This window comes from Chryseobacterium nakagawai (assembly GCF_900637665.1).
GTDB classification, from domain to species: domain Bacteria; phylum Bacteroidota; class Bacteroidia; order Flavobacteriales; family Weeksellaceae; genus Chryseobacterium; species Chryseobacterium nakagawai.
In genome coordinates this window covers 1140459-1163227 of record NZ_LR134386.1, presented here as the reverse complement: position 1 = coordinate 1163227, position 22769 = coordinate 1140459, and the positions used below count along the sequence as shown (strand labels likewise).

20 protein-coding genes are annotated in these 22769 nt (G+C 34.4%); 13 read left to right on the top strand and 7 right to left on the bottom strand.

All coding sequences use genetic code 11. The features are described 5' to 3' along the window. Positions 1-30: 30 nt before the first annotated feature. A complete protein-coding gene (locus EL260_RS05270) occupies positions 31-828 on the bottom strand; it encodes a hypothetical protein (RefSeq protein ID WP_123859168.1) in 798 nt (265 codons plus the stop codon). A gap of 202 nt (positions 829-1030) precedes the next feature. Here EL260_RS05270 and glgP point away from each other — a divergent pair, with 202 nt between their 5' ends. Further along, positions 1031-2692 (top strand): alpha-glucan family phosphorylase, encoded by a 1662-nt coding sequence (glgP, locus tag EL260_RS05265; RefSeq protein ID WP_123859167.1) that lies wholly within the window; start codon positions 1031-1033, stop codon positions 2690-2692. Between the two features lie 67 nt (positions 2693-2759). On the opposite strand, the gene EL260_RS05260 is transcribed toward glgP, so the two are convergent. After that, entirely contained in the window at positions 2760-2948 is a 189-nt protein-coding gene (locus tag EL260_RS05260) for a DUF6496 domain-containing protein (RefSeq protein WP_123859166.1), read from the bottom strand. Positions 2949-2958: 10 nt separating this feature from the next. Continuing rightward, complete coding sequence (locus EL260_RS05255) at positions 2959-3432, bottom strand: hypothetical protein (RefSeq protein ID WP_123859165.1); 474 nt, start codon at positions 3430-3432, stop codon at positions 2959-2961. A gap of 127 nt (positions 3433-3559) precedes the next feature. Between EL260_RS05255 and EL260_RS26250 the strand changes: the two genes are divergently transcribed. The 9 genes from EL260_RS26250 (at position 3560) to recG (ending at position 16008) form a co-directional block, all read left to right on the top strand. Continuing rightward, a complete protein-coding gene (locus EL260_RS26250; protein ID WP_449506076.1) occupies positions 3560-3640 on the top strand; it encodes a bacteriocin-like protein in 81 nt (26 codons plus the stop codon). Between the two features lie 234 nt (positions 3641-3874). Continuing rightward, complete coding sequence (locus EL260_RS05250; protein WP_123859164.1) at positions 3875-6004, top strand: S9 family peptidase; 2130 nt, start codon at positions 3875-3877, stop codon at positions 6002-6004. Positions 6005-6013: 9 nt separating this feature from the next. Further along, the gene (locus tag EL260_RS05245) at positions 6014-6811 is read left to right on the top strand and encodes a hypothetical protein (RefSeq protein ID WP_123859163.1); all 798 of its coding nucleotides are present in this window, start codon (positions 6014-6016) and stop codon (positions 6809-6811) included. Between the two features lie 128 nt (positions 6812-6939). After that, positions 6940-8595 carry a peptide MFS transporter gene (locus EL260_RS05240; protein ID WP_123859162.1) on the top strand — a complete coding sequence of 552 codons (1656 nt, stop codon included), beginning with the start codon at positions 6940-6942 and terminating at the stop codon, positions 8593-8595. A 130-nt stretch (positions 8596-8725) separates the two neighbouring features. Then, the gene (locus EL260_RS05235) at positions 8726-10660 is read left to right on the top strand and encodes a peptide MFS transporter (protein WP_228445324.1); all 1935 of its coding nucleotides are present in this window, start codon (positions 8726-8728) and stop codon (positions 10658-10660) included. Positions 10661-10719: 59 nt separating this feature from the next. Further along, positions 10720-11712 (top strand): PDDEXK nuclease domain-containing protein, encoded by a 993-nt coding sequence (locus tag EL260_RS05230; protein ID WP_123859161.1) that lies wholly within the window; start codon positions 10720-10722, stop codon positions 11710-11712. Positions 11713-11733: 21 nt separating this feature from the next. Continuing rightward, on the top strand, positions 11734-13209 hold the full coding sequence (locus tag EL260_RS05225; protein WP_123859160.1) for a peptide MFS transporter: 1476 nt from the start codon (positions 11734-11736) through the stop codon (positions 13207-13209). 41 nt (positions 13210-13250) lie between these two features. Next, positions 13251-13784: a thioredoxin family protein gene (locus EL260_RS05220; protein WP_123859159.1), complete on the top strand. Its 534-nt coding sequence runs from the start codon at positions 13251-13253 to the stop codon at positions 13782-13784. A gap of 136 nt (positions 13785-13920) precedes the next feature. Further along, the gene (gene recG / locus EL260_RS05215) at positions 13921-16008 is read left to right on the top strand and encodes an ATP-dependent DNA helicase RecG (RefSeq protein WP_123859158.1); all 2088 of its coding nucleotides are present in this window, start codon (positions 13921-13923) and stop codon (positions 16006-16008) included. Between the two features lie 591 nt (positions 16009-16599). Here the strand turns inward: recG and EL260_RS05210 are convergent. Together EL260_RS05210 and EL260_RS05205 are read right to left on the bottom strand one after the other, a co-directional pair. Next, positions 16600-17046, bottom strand: coding sequence for a response regulator (locus EL260_RS05210; RefSeq protein WP_123859157.1), 447 nt, complete (start codon positions 17044-17046; stop codon positions 16600-16602). Beyond that, positions 17039-17620 (bottom strand): helix-turn-helix domain-containing protein, encoded by a 582-nt coding sequence (locus EL260_RS05205; protein WP_123859156.1) that lies wholly within the window; start codon positions 17618-17620, stop codon positions 17039-17041. The genes EL260_RS05210 and EL260_RS05205 overlap by 8 nt, the downstream gene beginning before the upstream one ends. 506 nt (positions 17621-18126) lie before the next feature. Between EL260_RS05205 and fdhA the strand changes: the two genes are divergently transcribed. Further along, entirely contained in the window at positions 18127-19308 is a 1182-nt protein-coding gene (fdhA, locus tag EL260_RS05200) for a formaldehyde dehydrogenase, glutathione-independent (RefSeq protein ID WP_123859155.1), read from the top strand. A gap of 66 nt (positions 19309-19374) precedes the next feature. On the opposite strand, the gene EL260_RS05195 is transcribed toward fdhA, so the two are convergent. Beyond that, the gene (locus EL260_RS05195) at positions 19375-19872 is read right to left on the bottom strand and encodes a GNAT family N-acetyltransferase (protein WP_123859154.1); all 498 of its coding nucleotides are present in this window, start codon (positions 19870-19872) and stop codon (positions 19375-19377) included. Positions 19873-19992: 120 nt separating this feature from the next. Continuing rightward, complete coding sequence (dapA, locus tag EL260_RS05190) at positions 19993-20865, bottom strand: 4-hydroxy-tetrahydrodipicolinate synthase (RefSeq protein ID WP_123859153.1); 873 nt, start codon at positions 20863-20865, stop codon at positions 19993-19995. A gap of 195 nt (positions 20866-21060) precedes the next feature. On the opposite strand from dapA, the gene EL260_RS05185 reads away from it, so the two are divergent. After that, positions 21061-21819, top strand: a complete 759-nt coding sequence (locus EL260_RS05185) for a 5'-nucleotidase C-terminal domain-containing protein (RefSeq protein WP_123859152.1) — start codon at positions 21061-21063, stop codon at positions 21817-21819. After that, the gene (locus EL260_RS05180; RefSeq protein WP_123859151.1) at positions 21819-22769 is read left to right on the top strand and encodes a bifunctional metallophosphatase/5'-nucleotidase; all 951 of its coding nucleotides are present in this window, start codon (positions 21819-21821) and stop codon (positions 22767-22769) included. Before EL260_RS05185 ends, EL260_RS05180 begins: the two co-directional genes overlap by 1 nt.

Below are 22769 nucleotides of genomic sequence, written 5' to 3'. Positions count from 1 at the left end.
AATTAATTATAAATTCAATACTCATACTTCTTATTTTATACTCGTAATATTTCCGCAGAGATTTTCCAGATGAAAAATTTTATGGAAAGGACTTTTTACTTCTTTCAGATGATCTTTATCCTGAATAAATGTATATCTTGAAGCAATTGAATTCATATCAGAAACAATAACCAACCAGCATTCATCCACTGAAGTATCATAATATGGAAATTTTTCATTCTTTTTTTCAATGAGCTCCAGAATTTTATCCGAGCAGAGTTCATCAAAAAGATTCATACTATACTCGTGGGTGATAAAGACATTTCTTCGATGAAAAGATTTCCTTACGCTTTTCACACATCCAATTCCTTTATGCTTTTTTATACTTTTGTAGATATTAATAATATTCTCCTCTTGTTCTTCAAGATTATCAAACTTTATATTAGGATGAAATTCTAAAAAATAAACACCACGATATTTCGTAGTGTCTTCCTGTTCTAATAATATTTCTGCCTGACGGAACATTTTATTCAAAGTGCTCTCCACTTTTTTCATTTCCAGATGATTAATGACTTCAGTCAGTTCTATTCCGATTTTTTTGTCGTTCAGCTTTGCGATAAAGTCCGGGCTCTCGCAGGTAAGATTTTCAAATTTCACATCAGGAAAATGATGCATAAAAGAATTGAGTAGAAGAATCTCTGATTTTTTTCGGTATTTTTCACGGTCATGAAGTGGAGATTCATCTATTGTACGGTGATACTTTTCTATGGGCTTTTTTTTCAAATGCCGATTCAGGTAATATAAACTCAGATTCTTAATCAGATCTTCATCAGAAAACGTCTTTTTCATGTGTGATTTTTTTATTTAATTAAACACATGTTGCCATTGGCCTTCATCATTAAAAGTTTTTGATAATCAAAATTTTACACTATTAAAGATAAGTAAAAAAACTATTCAACGCTTACTTTTAAAATTAATTTATCCATTAATTAATATAGAGTTTATTTTCATTATTAATACCTTTGTCTTTTCAAACACAAACCAACATTCTATGGATTTTAGGAATTTTAAAATACCTTACAGCATCAATCCCAAATATTCAAAAAAAGCCGCCTATTTCTCAATGGAATTTGCCCTTGAGCAAGTATTGAAAATATACTCCGGTGGACTTGGTTTCTTAGCAGGATCTCATATGAGAAGTGCTTATAACCTGAAGCAGGATCTTATCGGAATTGGTATTCTCTGGAAATTTGGATATTATGATCAGGCCAGAAACCATGATCAGACTCTTCAGCCCGTATGGACCAGAAAAATGTACAGCTTTCTTGAGGACACGGAAATAAAATTCCAAATCGAGATTCATGGGGCTCCGGTTTGGGTGAAGGTATGGTATCTTGATCCTGAGGTTTTCAACACGGCACCCATGTTTTTCCTGTCTACGGATGTTCCTGAAAACGATCATGTTTCGAAAACGATCTGTCATAAACTCTATGATGCTAACGAATCAACCAAACTGGCTCAATATATTTTACTTGGAAAAGGAGGTGCTAAATTACTGGATGAGATGAACATCGAACGAGATGTTTACCATTTAAATGAAGCCCACGGACTTCCGGCCGCATTTTATTTACTAAGAAAATATAATGGCGATCTGAATAAAGTTAAAGAAAAACTGGTTTTCACTACTCATACTCCGGAAGAAGCAGGAAATGAAAAGCATAATTTCAAATTATGTTATGATATGACTTATTTTTCCGGCTATAGCATGGAAGAAATAAAAACAATTTCAGGTACAGATGATGACCGTTTCAACCATTCGCTTTGTGCTCTGAAAATGGCAAGAATGGCTAATGGGGTTTCTCAGCTTCACGGAGTCGTTTCCCGTGCCATGTGGAATAAATATCCCGGAATCTGTGAAATTACGTCTATTACCAACGCACAGGAATTCAAATATTGGGCAGATAAGTCTCTTTATAATGCGAAAGATGAAAATGATGATACCGTTTTCGATTACCGTAAAAAGCATTTAAAAAAGAAACTGTTCAGCATAGTGGCAGACCAAACCGGAAACCTATTCAACCCAAATGTTTTTACCATTGTATGGGCAAGAAGATTTGCAGGTTACAAACGTGCAGAACTGCTTTTACATGATAAAGAAAGATTTTACAGACTTCTGAACAATCCGAAATATCCGGTCCAGATTATCTGGGCAGGAAAACCCTACCCTATGGATTATTCAGCAATTTCAACCTTCAATACTTTGGTTGAAGAAAGTAAGAATCACAGAAACATGGCCGTTCTTACAGGATATGAACTCTCTTTAAGTAAATCATTAAAACAAGGTTCTGATCTTTGGCTCAATAACCCAAGAGTTCCAAGAGAAGCATCCGGTACTTCAGGAATGACCGCTGCGATGAACGGATCTGTCAATTTATCCACAGACGATGGCTGGATCCCGGAATTTGCTCAACACGGAGAAAACTCTTTCGTAGTCCCTAAAGCAGATTATCTGAATATGAGTATCTATGAACAGGATAATTATGATTTAAACAAATTATATGAGATCCTTGAAAACGAAATTCTTCCTATGTATTACGATCGTCCGGAACAATGGAGAAAAATCCAGCACAATGCAATGAACGATGTAAAAGATCAGTTCAATAGTGATAGAATGGCAGATGAATATTATAGAGTTCTTTATCATCAAGAATAAATAGCCTTTACCTTGCTATAAAATATAAAAAGATGCCCGGAATTTTCCCGGGCATCTGTATTTAAAATTACTTACTTTTCTTTTTGGGTGGCACTTTCAGATCTTTTTCTCTCGCTTCAGAAATACCAATAGCTATAGCTTGTTTTCTGTTTGTCACTTTCTTTCCGGAAGAAGATTTCAGCTTGCCTTCTTTGAATTCATGCATTACTTCTCCTACTTTGTCCTGAGCTTTATCTGAATATTTGGTTTTGCTCATAATACTTTTTTTAAGATTTTGGCAGGGATACCCCTAGTTCATAAACTCTGGCGTGTTTCAAATACTTTGAACGTTCTCTTGATGTTACCGACTGAAACTGATCATTTTTGATTACAATGATAGGGTCTTCTATATTTTCTATTTCAAAATTGGCAAAGTACCTTTCATCCGGGCTTGTTTTATCATTTCTAGCCTTAATTTTTTGTAATTCTTCCGCATATTTCCTAAATCCGGGATCAGATGAATGGATGAATTTATACTCATCGCCTGCATACACATAGTAATGAAGTTTTTTTTCTATCAACCCAGCTTCATCTGTAATTTCGGGATTATCATTTCCATCTTTAAAACCTACTTCCACTAATATTCCGCCTTTTTTATCAGCACATTCCTGTGCATCACTAAAACTAGAAAAACCTGTATAAACAATTCGGTCGTTCAATACATATCGGTTAAGTTTCTGGTTGTATGCATTCGTTTCCATAATTACTCTTTTTTGATTGATTGGTGATTATATATATTCAATTTTTCTGCCAAATTCTATTTTTTAAAAAATTTCACCATCAGATATTTTTTTAATTACCTTGGATCTTCAATCAAAAATATTTACCATGAAAAATTTAAAAAAAGTTTCAAGACGACAGTTAAAAGAAGTACAAGGTGGTGTTTTACCAGGAATGAAAGATGTGTAGACGGACAAACGTGTAAGCTCAGAATCTGGTGGATCGGAGGATTAGAAGAGGTAACCCTGTAATTCTCCATATCCAACCTGCGCTCCCAAAGGCTATTACCCACCGGATCATGGAGATCCAGGTACTATTCATGTTGCAAATTAGAATAAAAAGATCAGGGCATAGCGTCCTGATTTTTGTTTTATATGGTTATATAGGTAAGATTTATTAAATTTGGAAGCATTAAAATTAGAAATGAAAAAACTACTCTTAACTTTAACTATAGCCGCCGCATTCCATCAAGTGTCTGCACAGGAAATCACTTTAGATAAAATATATTCAGGATATTACCGTGGTAAAGGTATTGCCGGGATTACTTCTATGAAAAACGGAGAAAATTATCTTGTTATTGAACCTTCAGGAATTGCAAAATATTCATATAAAACTTCTCAGAAAGAAGGAAACATTGTAGAGGGAAGCTTTGAAAGCTATGTATTTTCGGATGATGAGTCTAAAATTCTTTTGCAGAAAGAAAGTCAGCCTATCTACAGACACTCTTTCCTTGGAAAGTTTGAAGTAAAAGATTTAAAATCAGGGAAAGTAATCAGCTTAAATGGAGGAAAGTCTGTTCAGGAGCCTGCTTTTTCACCGGATGCCACAAAAGTAGCATTCATTTCTGATAACAATTTGTTTTATCAGGATCTAACATCAGGCAAAATCACTCAGATTACTACTGATGGTAAGAAAAATGCTATTCTTAACGGTCTGGCAGACTGGGTATATGAAGAAGAATTCGGACATGCAAAACAATATGAATGGACGAAAAACTCTGATGCTATTGTATTTATAAAATCGGACGAGAGCCAGGTTCCGGAAATTTATATTCCGATCTATGGAAAAAACCTTTATCCTATAGAAATGCGTTATAAATATCCTAAGGCAGGAGAAAAAAACTCTGTAGTTTCTGCACAGCTCTATCGTCTTGATACAGAGAAAGTAATGCCACTGAACTTAGGTTCTTTCAAAAATTATTATATCCAGAATGTTTTTCAGACTGCAAAAGCGGATGAATTGGTTTTGATTACTTCGGAGAGAATTCAAAATGCCTCAGATGTTTTAAAAGTAAATACTAAAACAGGAACTGTACAGAAATTATTCACAGAAACTGATGATAAGTGGATTGACACAGACAGTCCAACGATTGAATTCCTTGATGATGATTCTTTCCTTTGGGCTTCTGAAAGAGATGGGAACCGACATTTATATTGGTATGATAAAGATGGAAAACTGAAGAAGCAGATTACAAAAGGAAATTGGGAGGTAACAGATTATTATGGTTTCAATCCAAAATCTAAAGAAATCTACATCCAAACTACTGAAAAAGGGAGCATCAATAAAGTGGTCTCTAAGGTAAATATAGAAAACGGAAAATCTCAGCTGATCTCCAATGCAGAAGGAAATAACTCTGCTAATTTCAGTAAAAGTTATAACTATTTTATTGAAACGTCTTCTACGGCTGCAAAACCTCATACTTATGTATTAAAAGATGGAAATGGGAAAACAGTGAAAGAGCTTCAAAATAACAACGATCAGCTTCAGAAATTGAAAGCAGATAATTTTGTTGAAAAGGAATTTATCACTATCCCAAATGCTGTAGGCGATCAAATGAATGCATGGATAATGAAACCCAAAAATTTCGATCCTAATAAAAAGTATCCATTATTCATGTTCCAATATTCAGGTCCAGGTTCTCAACAGGTTGCCAACTCATGGGATAACGGTAACACAATGTGGTTTAACCATCTTGTACAAAAAGGATACATTGTTGCTTGTGTTGATGGACGTGGAACAGGTTACAAAGGAGCAAAATACAAGAAAGTTACCTATATGAATCTTGGTAAATACGAGATCGAAGACCAGATTACAGCTGCAAAATGGTTCGGAAACCAATCTTATATTGATAAGGGCAGAATCGGTATGTTCGGATGGAGCTTCGGAGGTTATATGACCAGCTTAGCCATGACAAAAGGAGCAGATGTTTTCAAAATGGGTATTGCAGTGGCACCCGTAACCAACTGGAGATATTATGATTCTGTATACACAGAAAGATTTATGAGAACACCACAGGAAAACCCTGATGGATATGATAAGAACTCTCCTACTGAATATGCAAAACTGTTGAAAGGTAAATTTCTTTTAATCCACGGAACAGCTGATGACAACGTTCATTTCCAAAACTCTATGGAATTGTCCGAAGCTTTGATTCAAAATAAAAAGCAGTTTGATTTTATGGCGTATCCAGATAAAAACCATGGGATTTATGGTGGCCAGACAAGACCGCAACTGTATCAGAAAATGACAGATTTTATTTTGAGTAATTTATAGAAAAAATTAATGAAGCCTGCTCTGTGCTTATTATTTTTATTGTGTTGGTCTGTGTTCTTTTCACAGAGAGCAATTACTAATGATGGTAAGGAAGTTATGCTTTTTGAAGATAAAACATGGAAATCCAGCAGAGGCGACCTTGGAAACTTTTCCACTATGGAAGCCTTTACAGCAGGTGATCAGAAAGTGATTATTTTCCCAGACAACACATGGAAGTTCATAAACAAAGCAACGGAAGGCCTGTATGAAAACACTGTAGTCAACAGTACATCTTACACAAATCCCAAAACTGCTTTATCATTGGCTCAAAGCAAAAGAGCGGATGCCGGATTTTATTATAATCCTAAAAAATGGACTATTCTTCAAGAGCAGCATGAATACTCCCGTGAAGAATTTGCGCTTCAGGGAGTATTGAATAAAGATCTGTTTGCTAGTTTTGGGAGTTTTTCTTTAGAAAATAATGCCACATTAAAAAATGTAAAGGACATTGTCCTTACAAGTTTTCTAATGAATCCCGGTCACTATAAAATCAAAAGAACAGAATTCAGGACTGTGAACGGAACTGAAATGTTTTATATAAAATATCATGACATTGATCTGGACTATGACATTATCCATTATTATGTGATTACCGATGATAAAGCATGTGCACAAATAAGTGCTGGCTCTCCGGAAAAAAAGTTTGCATCTAGTGAAAAGGATCTGCAGGATTTTCTCAATGGTCTGATAAAAGTGAAAACAGAGAAATATGTTGAACAAGTCAATATTCAAGCTCCGGTTCCATCGCCACCAAGAATTCAAAACTAAAATAGATCCCTTTCAAAATTTTTGAAAGGGATTTTTATATTTATTTCATTAATCATTTAGGCTTGTATTATTTATTTTATCAATTGGAATTAAAAACTTATTTTTGGCAGGAATTGAAATTTGAATATATGAAGACTAAACATCCTAAAGGGCTGCCTTATCTTTTCTTTACAGAAATGTGGGAGCGTTTCGGGTACTACCTGATTCTTGGAATCTTTGTTCTGTATGTTATTGAACCTACGGGTATGAAAGGAGGTCTGGGACTTCCGGACAAAACTGCTGATGACATTTTCGGAACTTATATTGCGTTAACTTATCTTACTCCATTTATTGGAGGATTCCTAGCTGATAGAGTCCTGGGATATATCAAATCTATTTACCTTGGAGGCTTTTTAATGGCTGCAGGGTACATAGGAATGGGGATTTTCAAGGATTTACCTTTATTTTATGCTTCTTTGGCATTAATTATTATTGGTAATGGTTTCTTTAAACCTACCATCTCTACCCTTTTAGGAAATCTTTATTCTGAAGAGCCTTATAAAGCGAACAAAGATTCCGGATACAATATTTTCTACATGGGAATCAATATCGGGGCATTTATCTGTAACATTATTGCTGCATTTATGCGTAATAAGTTCGGTTGGGGTGAGGCCTTCATTACCGCAGGAGTTGGAATGCTTATTGGTATGGTGATTTTCACAATCGGAAGAAAACACTACATCCATGCAGCACAGATGAAACCTGTACAGGAAGGTGATACGAAACTTTCTGAGATCATGCTTAAGGTATTTGTTCCTGCAATTGCTTTCGGAGCTATCGGATGGTTTATTCCAAACAATATTTTTGGAAGTGACAGTACAGATGCTTTTATTTTTGCGTGTGTTCCTGTTATTTATTTCTATGCTTCTCTTTATTTTAAGGCTAAACCTGATGAAAAAGCATCAATCGGAGCATTACTTTCTGTATTCCTGATCAGTATGTTCTTTTGGGCTGTTTTCAAGCAGAATGGTACTGCTTTAACAAGATGGGCTAACTATTATACAGACAGAAGCGTTCCTGCCTCTCTGGAAAAACCATTGGAAGGAATTTATATGGTTGAAGGAAAGAGCTACGAAGACAAAGAAGTTCCTGTGTATGATAACCAATTCCGCTCTCAGAAAGACGACAACGGAGATACGAAAAAAGAAATCGGAAAAGATGTTTACTTTAAAAACATTACCCCGGAACAACGTGCTGCTCTTGAGAAAAACCCTGAAAGTAAAGTTTACTTATACAATACTGAACTATTCCAATCCATTAATCCATTCTGGGTAATTGCACTGACTCCTGTTGTGGTAGGATTCTGGGCTTTGTTAAGAAGAAAAGGGAAAGAACCTTTAACACCAACCAAAATCGTTTTAGGACTGTTTATTTCAGGATTATCATGTCTGGTAATGGTTTTAGCGGTAATGGCTGGAGATAATGGATCTGCAAAAGTTTCTCCATTATGGTTGGTAGCAAGTTACGGCGTAATTACTATTGGGGAATTATGTCTTTCTCCAATGGGGCTTTCTTTCGTTTCCAAGCTTTCTCCTGCAAGGATTACAGCTTTAATGATGGGAGGTTTCTTCCTTGCCAACTCTGTAGGAAACAAACTTTCAGGAATTCTGGCAAGTACGTGGTATAGCTATGAAAATAAGACGAATTATTTCCTTGTGAATTTCGCTTTGTTAATATTTGCTACACTTTTAGGCCTTTCAATGTTAAAAAGATTAAATAAAATTATGAAGGAAAAAGGGCATTAACCCTTGATATTATAAAGAATAGAAAGCTGCGGAGTGGTCCGCAGCTTTTTTATTTAAAAATAAAATTAAAACCTTGCCAAAAACCTAAAATAAACTATATTTGTCAGTCTTAACAAAAATTAACAATAGAATGGATAATATTGAAGCAATAAGTCCGAAACTGGATGAATTTGTAGAGAATAAGAATTCCAGACATCCAAAAGGGTTATGGGTTCTTTTCGGAACGGAAATGTGGGAGCGTTTCAACTTTTACGGAATGAGAGCGCTTTTAACGCTCTTCATGGTAAATTCCTTATTGATAAAAGAAGCTGATGCAGCAATTATCTATGGTGGATTTTTAGCTTTATGTTATTTAACCCCACTTTTGGGAGGATTTATTGCTGATAAATATATCGGAAACAGATTTGCAATTATCGTGGGGGGATCCCTTATGGCAATTGGTCAGTTTTTATTATTCATCAGTGCCTCAACTTTCTCTGCGGATATTGGGAGCGCTAAGCTTATTATGTGGCTGGCTTTATTTGTTATCATTTTTGGTAATGGATTTTTCAAACCGAACATTTCCTCAATGGTGGGAAGCCTCTATCCAAAACAGGAAAAATCCAAACTGGATTCTGCATTTACCATTTTCTATATGGGGATCAACATCGGAGCATTCTTAGGACAATTCATTTGTCCATACGTAGGAGACGTAAAAGATGCTACTACTGGAGTAAGAGATATCTTTGCTTTCAAATGGGGGTTCTTAGCCGCTTCAATTGCCATGGTAATTGGAACTGTAACATTCTTTATCCTTAAAAATAAATATGTAGTAACTCCTGAAGGTCGCCCTATTGGAGGGTTGCCTAAAAACAGTACAACAGCTGATTTTGAAGAAGGAGAATCTCAAACAGCAAAATTCTCAGGTCAGTCTTTAGGAATTACCGGAGTTTTATTTGTTGCTTTATTCTTCGTATTTAGATATTTATTGGTAGGTGAATTTGGGTTTAACTCGGTGGAAATGGGACAAATGATTAAAGGAATTATTTATCCATTCATCTATGCAGCTGGTATTTCCTTAGCATTCCTGATCATGTCCTCTGCTGAAAACAAGATTGAGAAACAAAGAATCTGGGTAATCTATATCGTTTCTTTCTTCATTATCTTTTTCTGGGCAGCTTTTGAACAGGCAGGATCTTCATTAACATTCATTGCAGATAACCAGACTGACAGAAATATTTTCGGATGGAATATGCCTCCTTCAATGGTCCAAATCTTTAATGGAATCTTCGTTGTTATATTAGCCGTTCCTTTCAGTTTGTGTTGGGATAAGCTAAGAGCAAAAGGAAAAGAGCCTGTGTCTCCTTTAAAACAAGCTATAGGTCTTGCTTTAATTGCTTTAAGTTATTTCATCATCGCCCACAACGTAAAAGATTTGGGAAGTTCAGGTTTATTGGCTATTAAATGGTTAATGCTTTTATACTTCATCCAGACTTGTGGAGAGCTTTGTTTATCTCCAATCGGATTATCATTGGTTGGTAAGCTGGCTCCAAAAAGATTTGCCTCATTACTATATGGTGTTTTCTTTATTTCTAATGCTGCAGGATATGCATTAGCAGGGACATTAGGTTCTATCCTACCTGCAACTGGTGATAAATTTATGACTGCTAAAAAACAAGGTATTGATTTACAGGCTGTCTTAGATAAAAAACATGATGCTTCTCCTAAGGAATTATTTGTTTTGGCACAATATAATCTTGCTAAAGTAGACAAAGAAGCTTTAGATAATGCAGGGATTAAACTTGATAAAGTTATTGAAGCAAACAACAAAACAATCAATGATATCAAGAAAGCAGATAAAAATGCAGAAATAAAGCCTGAACAGCTTTCTTATCCATCAGATACGGAATTAGCAAAGTTAAAATCAGACAATATAATCAAAGTGGAGTACAACAAATTTGCAGGATTTGAAATCCATAACTTATTTGAATTCTTCATGGTGTTCGTTATACTTTGTGGTATTGCTTCTGTAATCCTAGGTTTACTTTCACCTGTCTTAAAGAAAATGATGCATGGTGTAAACTAATTGCATTAACAAAATATGAATAAAACCTCTGCTAAGTCAGAGGTTTTTTTTATTTTCGTATGATGGAAATTTCCGAAGATTCTTTATTCCAATCCGTAAAGGAAATCATTAGACAGTCGCGCGAAAAGATTTTTCGAATAGCGAATTCTACACTACTGCTTAGCTATTGGCAGATTGGAAAACTTATTGTTGAAGATGAACAACAAGGAAAAGAACGTGCTGAATATGGAAAATACACCCTAAAAAATCTTTCTCAGAAACTGACTTTAGAGTTTGGAAAAGGATTTGATGAAAGTAATTTGAGAAATATGCGTTCTTTTTATCAAACTTTTCCAATATGTGACGCGCTGCGTCACGAATTGAGCTGGACCCATTACAGACTATTATTCAAAATAGATAATACTAAGAAAATCAATTATTATATAGATGAAGCCATTCAAAATAACTGGAGCTCAAGAGATTTAAAAAGACAAATCAATTCCCTGGCTTACGAAAGAGTTTTAGAACACAAAAAATTTTCTACTGAGAGTATTCATAGTGTTTTAAAGGATCCTTATATTTTTGAATTTTTGGGGTTAAAAACTGATGAACAGTTTTCAGAAAAAGAAATTGAAACGGCTATCATAGATCATATTCAAAAATTCTTACTGGAATTTGGAAAAGGATTCGCTTTTGTAGCAAGACAGCAACATATCTCTACAGATACCTCTGATTTCTATATTGACCTGGTTTTTTACAATTATATTTTAAAGTGTTTTGTCATTATTGATCTGAAAACTGGAGAACTTTCTCATCAGGATATCGGGCAGATAGATATGTATGTAAGAATGTATGATGATATGAAACGCGGAGAAGGAGATAATCCTACTATTGGAATTTTACTATGTTCTGAAAAGGACGAAACCATTGTAAAATATTCCGTACTTAATGATAAAAATAATTTATTTGCCAGCAAATACCTGCTGTACCTCCCAAAAGAAGAAGAATTAAAACAAATCATTGACCAGGACAGAATCCGTTTTGAACTGGATCAGGAAAATAAAAACCCTTAATTAAAACAATCATATATCGTTATGAGCTTAACTCTTGAAGAAATACAAAATTTTAAAGGAAAGTATCCAAAACAGCTTTGGACCTTATTCACAGTAGAAATGTGGGAACGTTTCTGTTTTTATGGAATGCGAGGAGTCCTTACCATTTTCATGGTAGATCAATTGGGACTATTGGAAGACAAAGCTAATTTACAATATGGAGCTATACAGGCTTTTATCTACGCATTTACATTCATCGGAGGTATTTTTGCGGATAAAATATTAGGTTTCAAAAAGTCTCTTGTTTTTGGAGGTCTTATCATGGCAGTTGGAAATCTTATTATTGCTCTTTCTCCACACGACTTCTTTTATTTTGGAATCACCTGTTCTATTATAGGTACCGGATTTTTCAAACCTAATATATCTTCTATGGTTGGGGAACTTTATAAAGAAGATGATCCGAGAAGAGATGCCGGATATGGACTTTTCTATGCCGGAATCAACATTGGAGGTCTTTTAGGTGGAGCACTCTGTGTTTATCTTGGAAAATATCACTCTTGGTCTTGGTGCTTCCTTGCAGCTGCTATTGTCATGGTTTTAGGTCTGATCACTTTTTTTGCTACCAGAAAAACATTAGGGCCTATTGGTGATTCTCCATTACAATTCATTCCTAAATCTAAGAGAACATTACGTGAGGTATTGGTATATATTGGAGCATTATTAAGCATGCCACTGATCTTCATCATGGTTAAAAATACAAGTTTTACAGATTATTTCATGTATCTTATTGGTATTGCAGCGGTAGGTTATTTTATCATGGAAACTTTAAAACAGACTTCGGCTTACCAAAAGAAACTGATTGCTGCATTCGTATTTATATTCATGTATTTTGTTTTCAATTCTATTTATGAACAAAGTGGTGGATCTCTATCTTTATTTGCAAAAGATAATCTTGTACATAGTTTACTAGGGTTTGGTATGGATCCTAACGTAATTAACAACAGTGCTAATTCTTTCTTTATCATTATTTTCAGTCCACTTATTGGTCTAGCTTGGGTTGGCTTAAACAAAAAGAAACTTGAACCAAACACTATTAATAAATTTGGAATTGGATTTTTATTCCTGGCTGCAGGGTTCTTCTTATTTTATAGTCTAAGATATTTTGCAGGTGCAGATGGAAAGTCTTCACTTAACTTATTTACATTTACATGGCTTGTAATTACTTTCGGAGAATTATGTTTAGGCCCAATCGGTATGTCTATCATTACCAAATTATCTCCTAAAAAAATGTTTGGAATGATGATGGGATTATGGTTCTTAGCAAGTGCATTCGGACAGTTTGCTGCAGGAAAAATTGGAGCCAGCCTATCTGAATCCAACACTGGGAATACCAATATGAGTAAACTACTGGCTTACACAGATGGATATAAAACACTGGGTATTTATGCATTAGTTGCAGGAGTGGTATTAATATTGCTATCTTCACTCGTGAAAAAATTGATGCAGGATGTAAAATAAAAAATAAGTAGTTATGCTTATTTTTACTTAAATATCAAATTATGAAGAAAATTTTAAGCATAGTTCTCTTATTATTATTAAATTTTAGTTTTGCACAAACTAAATGGATGACCATTGAAGAAGCCTTAAAAGCTCAAAAAGAAAATCCAAAAAAAATTCTTATTGATTTTTATGCAGACTGGTGTGGGCCATGTAAAATTATGGATAAGAAAACATACGGACATCCTATACTTTCCCAGATTTTAAATGAGAACTTCTATCCTGTAAAGTTTAATGCAGAAGAAAAAAAGACTATTGAAATTTTTGGAAGAAAATTTTCCAATCCTAATACAGAACAGAAAAAAGGACGAAATTCTTTACATGAATTTACTCAATATATGAATGTAGGTGCTGTCCCAAGTACTGTATTTTTAGATGAACATGGTGACCCCATCACTATTCTTCAGGGAGAATTATCTGCTAAAGAACTGGAACCTTATCTGGAACTTATTTCAAAGGATCTCTTTAAAAAGATCCGTACCAGAGAACAATGGGAAGATTATCAGAAAAAGTTCAAATCTAAAATCAAAGAGTAATCAGCCATTAAGTTTTAAACTTTAATAAGCTATATAAACTAAGACTTTCAATTTTGTTTGGAAGTCTTTTTTATTTTCCCGAAATTCGAACCTTTATTTTTCATACCATATTCGATTCCCGAATCTCAGATAAGAAATGACTTTAGAAACTTCCATAGAATATGTAAAAGGAATAGGTCCGGAAAGAGCCAAACTCATCAAAAGTGTGTTAGGTTTATCCACTGTAGAAGACATGCTTAACTTCTACCCTATACGCTATCTGGATAAAAGTAAACTCTATAAAATTTCTCAGCTTCATGAAGAATCCAGTCAGGAGATACAGTTTAAAGGAAGGATTACCCAAGTTCAGGAAATCCAGACCGGGAAAACCAAAAGATTAACAGCCAAATTTAATGATGAAACAGGCAGTATGGATCTTGTATGGTTTCAGTATTCAAAGTGGCTGAAAGAACAGCTTCCCATTAACCGGGAGGTTTATATTTTCGGGAAAATCAATGTTTTCAATCGCCAGTTTTCCATGCCACATCCTGAGATTGAGGCAGAGGAAAAGAAAGAAGGTGAAACCCGGTTAAAGCCTATTTATCCAAGCTCTGAAAAACTTACAAAAAGAGGGCTCAATCAGAGATTCTTTCAAAACGCTTTAAGAAATATCTGTAAGGAGATCCCGAATCTTATCGAGGAAAATTTCCCGGAATACATGATGAAAACCTTTAAGTTTATGTCAAGACAACATGCTTTTCTGAATGTTCATTTTCCAAAAGATCAGGAACATTTTGATAAAGCAGATTTCAGATTGAAATTTGAAGAATCTTTCTTTTTTCAATTGGGATATGGCTTAAAAAAGCTTCATCACAAAACACAGTCTTATGGTAATCCGTTTCCTATTATAGGCGATCATTTCAATGATTTTTATGAAAATCACCTTCCGTTTGAACTTACTGGTGCTCAAAAAAGGGTATTAAAGGAGATCAGAATGGATATGAAAAGACCGATTCAGATGAACAGGCTTTTACAGGGTGATGTAGGTTCCGGAAAAACAATGGTTGCTTTATTAACCATGCTTATTGCCATGGATAATGGCTTTCAAAGCTGTCTGATGGCACCTACTGAGATTCTTGCCCAACAGCATTATAATGGAATAAAGGATTTGCTGGAAAAAACAGGAATCAACATCCGGTTGTTGACCGGTTCTACCAAAATAAAGGAAAGAAGAATTATTCATGAAGAATTGGAAAATGGTACACTTTCTATTCTTGTAGGAACTCACGCCGTTTTGGAAGACAAGGTTAAATTCAAAAATCTTGGGTTGTCTATTATCGATGAGCAACATCGATTTGGAGTGGCACAACGGGCAAAGCTTTGGGCTAAAAATAAAATTCCGCCTCATATTCTGGTAATGACGGCAACACCTATTCCAAGAACTTTGGCTATGAGTTTTTATTCTGATCTGGATGTTTCTGTCATTGATGAAATGCCTGTTGGAAGAAAGCCAATCATTACAGCCCACAGAAGGGAAAAAGATAGATTGTACGTTTATAATTTCTGTAAAGATGAGATCAAAAAAGGAAGACAAATTTATTTTGTTTACCCATTGATTGAAGAGTCTGAAACCCTGGATTACAAAAATCTGATGGAAGGTTTGGAGCATGTCATGGATTTCTTCTCTGACTATAATGTTACCATGCTGCACGGGAAAATGAAACCGGATGAAAAAGATGCAGCTATGGCTTATTTCGCCTCAGGAAAAGCAGAAATTATGGTAGCCACTACGGTTATTGAAGTAGGGGTAAATGTTCCAAATGCTTCTGTAATGGTTATTGAAAGTTCTGAAAGATTCGGTCTTTCACAGCTGCATCAGCTGAGAGGACGTGTAGGAAGAGGGGCTGAACAGAGCTATTGTATTCTGATGACATCCGATAAGTTATCCAAAGAAAGCAGAACTCGTATCAAAACGATGACCGAAACTAATGACGGTTTTAAAATTTCTGAGGTTGATATGCAACTTCGCGGCCCTGGTGATATTTTAGGAACCCAGCAAAGCGGTGTAGTTGATTTTAAAAGACTGGATCTGGTTAATGATTCTGCTATCATTAAGACCACTAAAAATACTGTTGACAAAATACTTGAAGCTGATCCCCTGCTCACAAGACAAGACAATCTGATTATTAAAAATTACTACATAAAATACTACAAAGGAAAAAATAAATGGAGTAAAATTTCATAAAAAAACCGCAGAAAAAGATTTTCCTGCGGCCCCTTATAAAACTGTTATTTAGAAGAAATTACTTTTGGTCTGCTTAAAAATTTATTTTAATAGCTTATACTTAATATTTTGTGATGTGGTGTGAAAATATCTATATACTATTTGAAGATAAGTCATCACTATTAAAATAAATTTAAAAAAACAAAATGAATTATTTTTCCAACTTGCTTATTATAAAAACTAACTGTGTCTAGGTGGAGATGAGGGAATGAAACGAATAAAAATATCTCCAACTATTTCAAGTTTTCATGATTGTACCGTTTTGTTTAAAGATCTTCTATGCTTTAAAATTGGAAATGAATATAACTCATTTTGTTTACATCGTGATTTATATATTTTACTGTAGAAACAATTACTTCTCATTCATTTATATCTTCATGTATATAATTAAATTTGTGTCACTAAGTTTACATTTACAAATGTCTGAATATTAACCGTCTTCTTTTTTATATTATTTCAGTTATTAGTTATAAAATTTTCACCTTAATGTGAATATTATACAATAAATAACATTCCATTCTCATAAAATAGAAAACTAAAATCTACTGTTTATCATACTTTTAGAATAAAATTATCTTTATTTAGCCCTGAGGTATAATACTGCCAGTTTATTGTAATAACCTCAGTAAGTACCTTTTTTAAAGTTCCGAAATCGGAAGGCTTTCTGATACAAATATTGTTTCCTTTTACAAAGGTTTCTTCAATTTCACTTTCAGAGATTTCTTCTCCATAAATGGCCGTCACCATATTACTGAATTTTGGATTGGTTCTTATCTCATCAATGCATTCCATACTGCCCTTTCCAGGAATACTATATTTAATAAAAACAATCTCGGGAATTACAGCATCATCATTATTGAGATACTTCATCAAATCTTTTCCATTGTTAAAACATTGAACTTTTATAGAGATCTTCAGCTCTTTAAATATATTTTTAAAAAAAATTAAGGTGTTTTCATCGTTATCTGTTACAATTACGTTCAGAAATTCTTTATTCATACTGCATTTTAGGGTTTATTACCATGCTTTGGGCTCTTCTTCTTTTTCCTATGATCTTTTGAAACTGTGAGGGTGTAATTCCTGTCGTATTTTTAAACTGAGTACTTAAATGTGCCACACTGGAATAATTCAGCTTATGGGCAATTTCGGTAAGACTTTGCTTATTTCTTATAATCAGAGCTTTTGCATGCTCTATTTTCTGGAGAATAATAAAATTCTCTATGGAAGTATAAGCAACCTCTGAAAACAGGTTGGAAAGATATCCATAGCTGTGATTCAGTTTTTCAGAAATATAAATGGATGCTTTTACGGGAATAATCTCTTCAGAAAAGACAAGTTCTACAATAGCATCTTTTATTTTCTGCACTAAAGCTGTTTTCTGGCTTTCTATGATTTCAATACCATAATCCCCAAGATTTTTCTTGAAAAGATTGTGCTGTTCCTGTGTAAAAGGTTCATAGAACTCCACCTCACCGAAGTTCAGCAACCGGTATTTCAGTCCGTGCTCCTTCAGCTTTTCGTCCAATACCTTTTTACAAAGGGCATTGAAATCAAATTTAACGTACATTTTCATCCTGGTATATGTAAGCCTATTTTTTTAGTAAATATAATAATTTATTTCAATTAAATGTGAAATAGAAAACATTTTTTTAACATAATATAAATACGCAAAAACTCCTGTATCCGAAAATACAGGAATTTAAACACTAAGGATGAAAAAAATATACTGATAAAAAGCTATGTCAGCTCAAAACCAAGCATATGAATGTATTATTATATAAGTGATTTGGTTCTGAAACAAAGATGATTCAAAAAATGAAATCACCCGTTATAGAATTACAGGATAAAGTTACAAAATTTTAAGTCTAAATAGGGTGAATTAAAAACTCTTAATAAGTAAATTATAAAGTATACGAATTTAAGCGCAAAAAAAAAGATTATGAATAGTAAAACCTTATTTATGAGATAAATCGAAAAATATAAATCAGAGAATTTCATTAGAACACCCTATAATTAATTTACTGTATATTAGATAGTTGAAAGTGAATCAATGAATTATTAACTAAAAAAAATAAAGTTATGTGTCAAAATCATGGAGTAACTTACGTAGAACCAGGGAAAGTAGAAGTCAGAGAAATTGAATATCCTAAACTTGCCCTTGGAAACAGAAAGATGGAACACGGTGTAATTCTGAAGGTCGTTTCCACTAATATTTGTGGTTCCGACCAGCATATGGTTCGTGGAAGAACTACAGCTCCTTCAGGACTTGTACTCGGTCACGAAATTACAGGATTAGTAATTGAAAAAGGAAGAGACGTAGAATTTATTAATATTGGAGATTTGGTTTCAGTTCCTTTTAATATTGCTTGCGGAAGGTGCAGAAACTGTAAAGAAGGAAAAACCGGAATTTGCCTTAATGTGAATCCTGCACGTCCAGGTGCGGCGTATGGATATGTAGATATGGGGGGCTGGATAGGCGGCCAGGCAGATTATGTAATGGTTCCTTATGCTGATTTTAATCTTTTAAAATTCCCTGATAATGAACAGGCTATGGCTTATATTAGAGACCTTACCATGCTTTCTGATATATTCCCTACAGGTTTTCATGGCGCTGTAACAGCAGGCGTTGGACCAGGCTCCACAGTATATATTGCAGGAGCAGGTCCAGTTGGACTAGCTTGTGCGGCAAGTTGTCACCTGCTGGGTGCGGCAGTTGTAATTGTAGGAGATATGATTGAAGAACGTTTAAATCAGGCCAGGAGTTTTGGTTGTGAAACCATCAACCTTAAAGATCCAATTCCTCTTGAAGAACAAATTGCATCAATACTTGGGGTTCCGGAAGTAGATTCCTTTGTAGATTGTGTAGGATTTGAGGCAAGAGGTCATGATGGAAAAGATGAACAACCTGCGATAGTGCTTAATCAAGCTATGGCCATAACCAGAGCCGGAGGTTCCATTGGAATACCGGGACTCTATGTGACTGAAGATCCGGGAGCAAAGGAAGAGGCAGCAAAACAGGGAAGTCTTAAAATCAGAATAGGTTTAGGCTGGGCAAAATCGCATTCATTCCACACAGGACAATGTCCTGTAATGAAGTATCATAGACAGCTGATGAATGCTATTTTATATGATAAAGTAAAAATAGCAAAAGCTGTTAATGTACAGATCATTAGTCTGGCAGATGCTCCGAAAGGTTATACTGAATTTGACAATGGTGCTGCCAAAAAATTTGTAATAGACCCTCATGGACTTATTAATTAATAAACCTTTAAAACACAAGGCTGATTTGTCTGAACCAGCCTTGTGTACTTATATTAGCTTAATAAATTAGACTATGTACTCCATCAGGTAGTCATCCATTACAAATCCATTACCAATATCAAAGATTCCTTCACCATAAACCTTGTAGCCTTGGGATTCGTAGAAATTTTTGGCTGCATTATTTTTATTGACATTAAGGATAATCCTGTTATTTCCGTTCTCAGAAACTTTCTCATTTAGAAACTGAAGGGCGCATTTTCCAAACCCTTTTCCTTTGCTTTCCGGAACCAAATAAATGCGGTGAAGTTTTGTAGTTTTATTTTCATAATTGTGTTCATATCCTATAAACCCTTCGTAAGAATCATTAGTTTCATCTTCAATCAGGTAATAATGATAATTGGAATTCTGCAGCTGACTTTCAATTTCCTGTTCCGAGTACATCTCAGAAAGCATATATTCCATTTGTTCTTCTGAAAGGATCTCCGCATAGGCATTCTTCCATGATCTTCTTGCCAGATCCTGAATGAGAGGAATATCCTTTCCTGTTGCTTTTATTAATTTCATACGTTATGGATTATGATTAAAAAAAGTGAAAAGACTGAACTTTTCACTTTTTTGTATTTATGGTTATTTTTATTAAGCAATTGAAATTCATAAAATCTCAACACTTCCTATTTCCATCTCTTAAATATTGGCCATTTCAGCTTTAATTTTAGCATAAAGTCCTTCAGATGCCTGAACCAAAGGAAGTCTAAGATAATTCTTGATAATTCCTTTTTCCGCTAATACGACCTTAATACCGCAAGGGTTACCTTCTGCAAAGATAAGACGGGTAATGTCAACCAGCTTGTTGTGGATTTCATAAGCCTCTTTTACCTTTCCTTCAAAGGCTAATTGCACCATAGTAGAGAATTCTTTTGGATACCCCTGCCCGATAACAGAAATTACTCCATTTCCACCTGCCAATGTTACAGGAAGCGTGAACTCATCATCTCCTGAAACCAAAGAGAACCCTTCAGGTTTCTTTCTAAGAATATCAAAATACTGTAAAATATTGGGTGCTGCTTCTTTAATCATGAATAGATTCGAAAACTCTTTTGCAAGACGAATCGTAGTATCAGCATCAACATTTTGTCCAGTTCTGGAAGGAACATTATAAATAATAATATTCTTTCCGGTAGCAGCTAAAGCTTTATAATGTTGGTAAAGACCTTCCTGGTTAGGTTTATTATAATATGGAGATACAGAAAGTACGGCTTCAAATGCAGAAAGATCTGCTTCTTCAATCTGTTTCTTGACCTCAAGAGTATTGTTACCGCCTATACCTAAGACCAAAGGAAGACGTTTATTATTCACCTTAATGATATGCTCAATTACCTGTTTCTTCTCTTCATCAGAAAGCGTTGCAGCCTCAGCCGTAGTTCCCAATACTACCAAATAATTGGTTCCGTTCTCAATGTTATATTCAACAAGTTTTGTTAAACTGTCGAAGTCAACGGATAAATCTTCATTAAAGGGTGTTACCAACGCAACACCTACTCCTTTTAAAATGCTCATCTGTTCGAATTATTTTTGCCAAATTTAATCATTTACAATAAGAATTTATAATAAATAATAATGTTTTATTATACATATAGTTATATTTGCATATACTAAAAGATAATATGAAATCGCTATATCTTAAACTGTTTACAAAAACACCGAAATAACCAGCGATTGCATATGACCTTTATAAAAAATAATTTACAGCATATGAAAAATAAATTCTTGTTACTAGGAATTGCTCTGGCATCTCTTACTGCTTGCAAAACGGTTTCTACGCCGCAGCTAGTGAATGTAAAGACCCAGAAGAATATTTCTATTAATAATGAGCTAAAGAATGATGAGGAGTTTGTAAAATTTATTGAACCTTATAAGCAGAAATTGGATAAAGAGATGAACCAAAAAATCTCACACACCAATACAGATCTTACAAAGCAGGGAGATAACAGCAATCTGGGAAATCTTTTAGCAGATTATACCCTTGAGGGAGGCGATGAATGGACGAAGACGCATCTTAAACAAAATGTAGATGCCGCATTAATCAATATTGGAGGAATTCGTACTACAATTGGAAAAGGTGACATTATGCTGAAAAATCTTTTTGAGGTAATGCCTTTTGAAAACGAACTGATTATTGTAAAAATGAAAGGTGCAGATTTACCTGGACTATTTGAATACTATGCAAAAACACAGGTCAATAATCCGGTCTCACATTTATATATTGAAACAAAAAACGGACAGTTAATAAAATCATTAGTTAATGGAAAAGAAATAGATCCGAACAAAGACTACTTTATTGCTACTTCAGACTATTTAGCTTTGGGTGGTGATAATATGAAATTCTTTTCAAAAGGTGAGTCTATCCCTACAGGAGTTAAGCTTAGGGATTTATACATAGATTATTTCAAGAGAAATCCTGAAATTGTTTCTCCTACAGATGTTCGTTTAAATTTTATCGGTAAAAAGTAATGGATAGAAAAAGTTTTTTAAAAGCAATAGGTGGTGGATCTTTGGCAATGGCTTTAGCTCCCAATATGATGATGGCGGAGGAATTAAAAATTCTTGACTTAAAACCCGCTAATAAACTAACCATTCTTCATACTAACGATCAGCATAGCAGAATAGAGCCTTTTGATGCAAGCTACACAAAGAATCCCAATCAGGGAGGTTTTGCAAGAAGAGCCAGCTTAATTCAGCAAATCAGAAATCAGGAAAGTAATGTACTTCTTCTTGATTCCGGAGATATTTTTCAGGGAACCCCTTATTTTAACTTTTTTGGTGGTGAACTGGAATTCAAACTAATGTCCATGATGAAATATGATGCTTCTACCATGGGAAATCATGATTTTGATAACGGGCTTGAAGGATTTTTAAAGGTTCTTCCGAACGCAAAGTTCCCTTTTATCTGTTCAAATTATGATTTTAAGAATACGATTCTGGACGGAAAGACAACTCCTTATAAGATTTTCAACAAAAATGGAATTAAAGTCGGAATCTTTGGAGTCGGAATTCAGTTAGATGGTCTTGTTGGTAAAAAGCAATATGCAGAAACCGTATATTCTAACCCTATTGATGTAGCTCAACATTATTCAGACTTTTTGAAAAAAGACCAAAAATGTGATCTTGTCATTTGCCTTTCACACATAGGATATGATTATAGGGATGAACCAACTAAAGTAAGTGATAAAATTTTAGCTGCCAATACGGAAAATATTGACATCATCCTAGGCGGTCATACTCATACATTCTTACCGGAACCTCAAACATTCACCAACAGACAAGGCAAAAACGTACTTGTTAATCAGGTAGGATGGGCAGGACTTCTTTTAGGTAGAATAGATTTTTATTTTGATTCAAACAAAAACATACAGCATATTTCCTGGAACAACCAGGCAATAGATAGCAGCATAATAGCATAA

What these genes read in the sequence shown, in the direction of transcription:
- EL260_RS05270 (WP_123859168.1), bottom strand. Translation starts at nt 828, where the DNA reads ATGAAAAAGACGTTTTCTGATGAAGATCTGATTAAGAATCTGAGTTTA.
- glgP (WP_123859167.1), top strand. Translation starts at nt 1,031, where the DNA reads ATGGATTTTAGGAATTTTAAAATACCTTACAGCATCAATCCCAAATAT.
- EL260_RS05260 (WP_123859166.1), bottom strand. Translation starts at nt 2,948, where the DNA reads ATGAGCAAAACCAAATATTCAGATAAAGCTCAGGACAAAGTAGGAGAA.
- EL260_RS05255 (WP_123859165.1), bottom strand. Translation starts at nt 3,432, where the DNA reads ATGGAAACGAATGCATACAACCAGAAACTTAACCGATATGTATTGAAC.
- EL260_RS26250 (WP_449506076.1), top strand. Translation starts at nt 3,560, where the DNA reads ATGAAAAATTTAAAAAAAGTTTCAAGACGACAGTTAAAAGAAGTACAA.
- EL260_RS05250 (WP_123859164.1), top strand. Translation starts at nt 3,875, where the DNA reads ATGAAAAAACTACTCTTAACTTTAACTATAGCCGCCGCATTCCATCAA.
- EL260_RS05245 (WP_123859163.1), top strand. Translation starts at nt 6,014, where the DNA reads ATGAAGCCTGCTCTGTGCTTATTATTTTTATTGTGTTGGTCTGTGTTC.
- EL260_RS05240 (WP_123859162.1), top strand. Translation starts at nt 6,940, where the DNA reads ATGAAGACTAAACATCCTAAAGGGCTGCCTTATCTTTTCTTTACAGAA.
- EL260_RS05235 (WP_228445324.1), top strand. Translation starts at nt 8,726, where the DNA reads ATGGATAATATTGAAGCAATAAGTCCGAAACTGGATGAATTTGTAGAG.
- EL260_RS05230 (WP_123859161.1), top strand. Translation starts at nt 10,720, where the DNA reads ATGATGGAAATTTCCGAAGATTCTTTATTCCAATCCGTAAAGGAAATC.
- EL260_RS05225 (WP_123859160.1), top strand. Translation starts at nt 11,734, where the DNA reads ATGAGCTTAACTCTTGAAGAAATACAAAATTTTAAAGGAAAGTATCCA.
- EL260_RS05220 (WP_123859159.1), top strand. Translation starts at nt 13,251, where the DNA reads ATGAAGAAAATTTTAAGCATAGTTCTCTTATTATTATTAAATTTTAGT.
- recG (WP_123859158.1), top strand. Translation starts at nt 13,921, where the DNA reads ATGACTTTAGAAACTTCCATAGAATATGTAAAAGGAATAGGTCCGGAA.
- EL260_RS05210 (WP_123859157.1), bottom strand. Translation starts at nt 17,046, where the DNA reads ATGAATAAAGAATTTCTGAACGTAATTGTAACAGATAACGATGAAAAC.
- EL260_RS05205 (WP_123859156.1), bottom strand. Translation starts at nt 17,620, where the DNA reads ATGAAAATGTACGTTAAATTTGATTTCAATGCCCTTTGTAAAAAGGTA.
- fdhA (WP_123859155.1), top strand. Translation starts at nt 18,127, where the DNA reads ATGTGTCAAAATCATGGAGTAACTTACGTAGAACCAGGGAAAGTAGAA.
- EL260_RS05195 (WP_123859154.1), bottom strand. Translation starts at nt 19,872, where the DNA reads ATGAAATTAATAAAAGCAACAGGAAAGGATATTCCTCTCATTCAGGAT.
- dapA (WP_123859153.1), bottom strand. Translation starts at nt 20,865, where the DNA reads ATGAGCATTTTAAAAGGAGTAGGTGTTGCGTTGGTAACACCCTTTAAT.
- EL260_RS05185 (WP_123859152.1), top strand. Translation starts at nt 21,061, where the DNA reads ATGAAAAATAAATTCTTGTTACTAGGAATTGCTCTGGCATCTCTTACT.
- EL260_RS05180 (WP_123859151.1), top strand. Translation starts at nt 21,819, where the DNA reads ATGGATAGAAAAAGTTTTTTAAAAGCAATAGGTGGTGGATCTTTGGCA.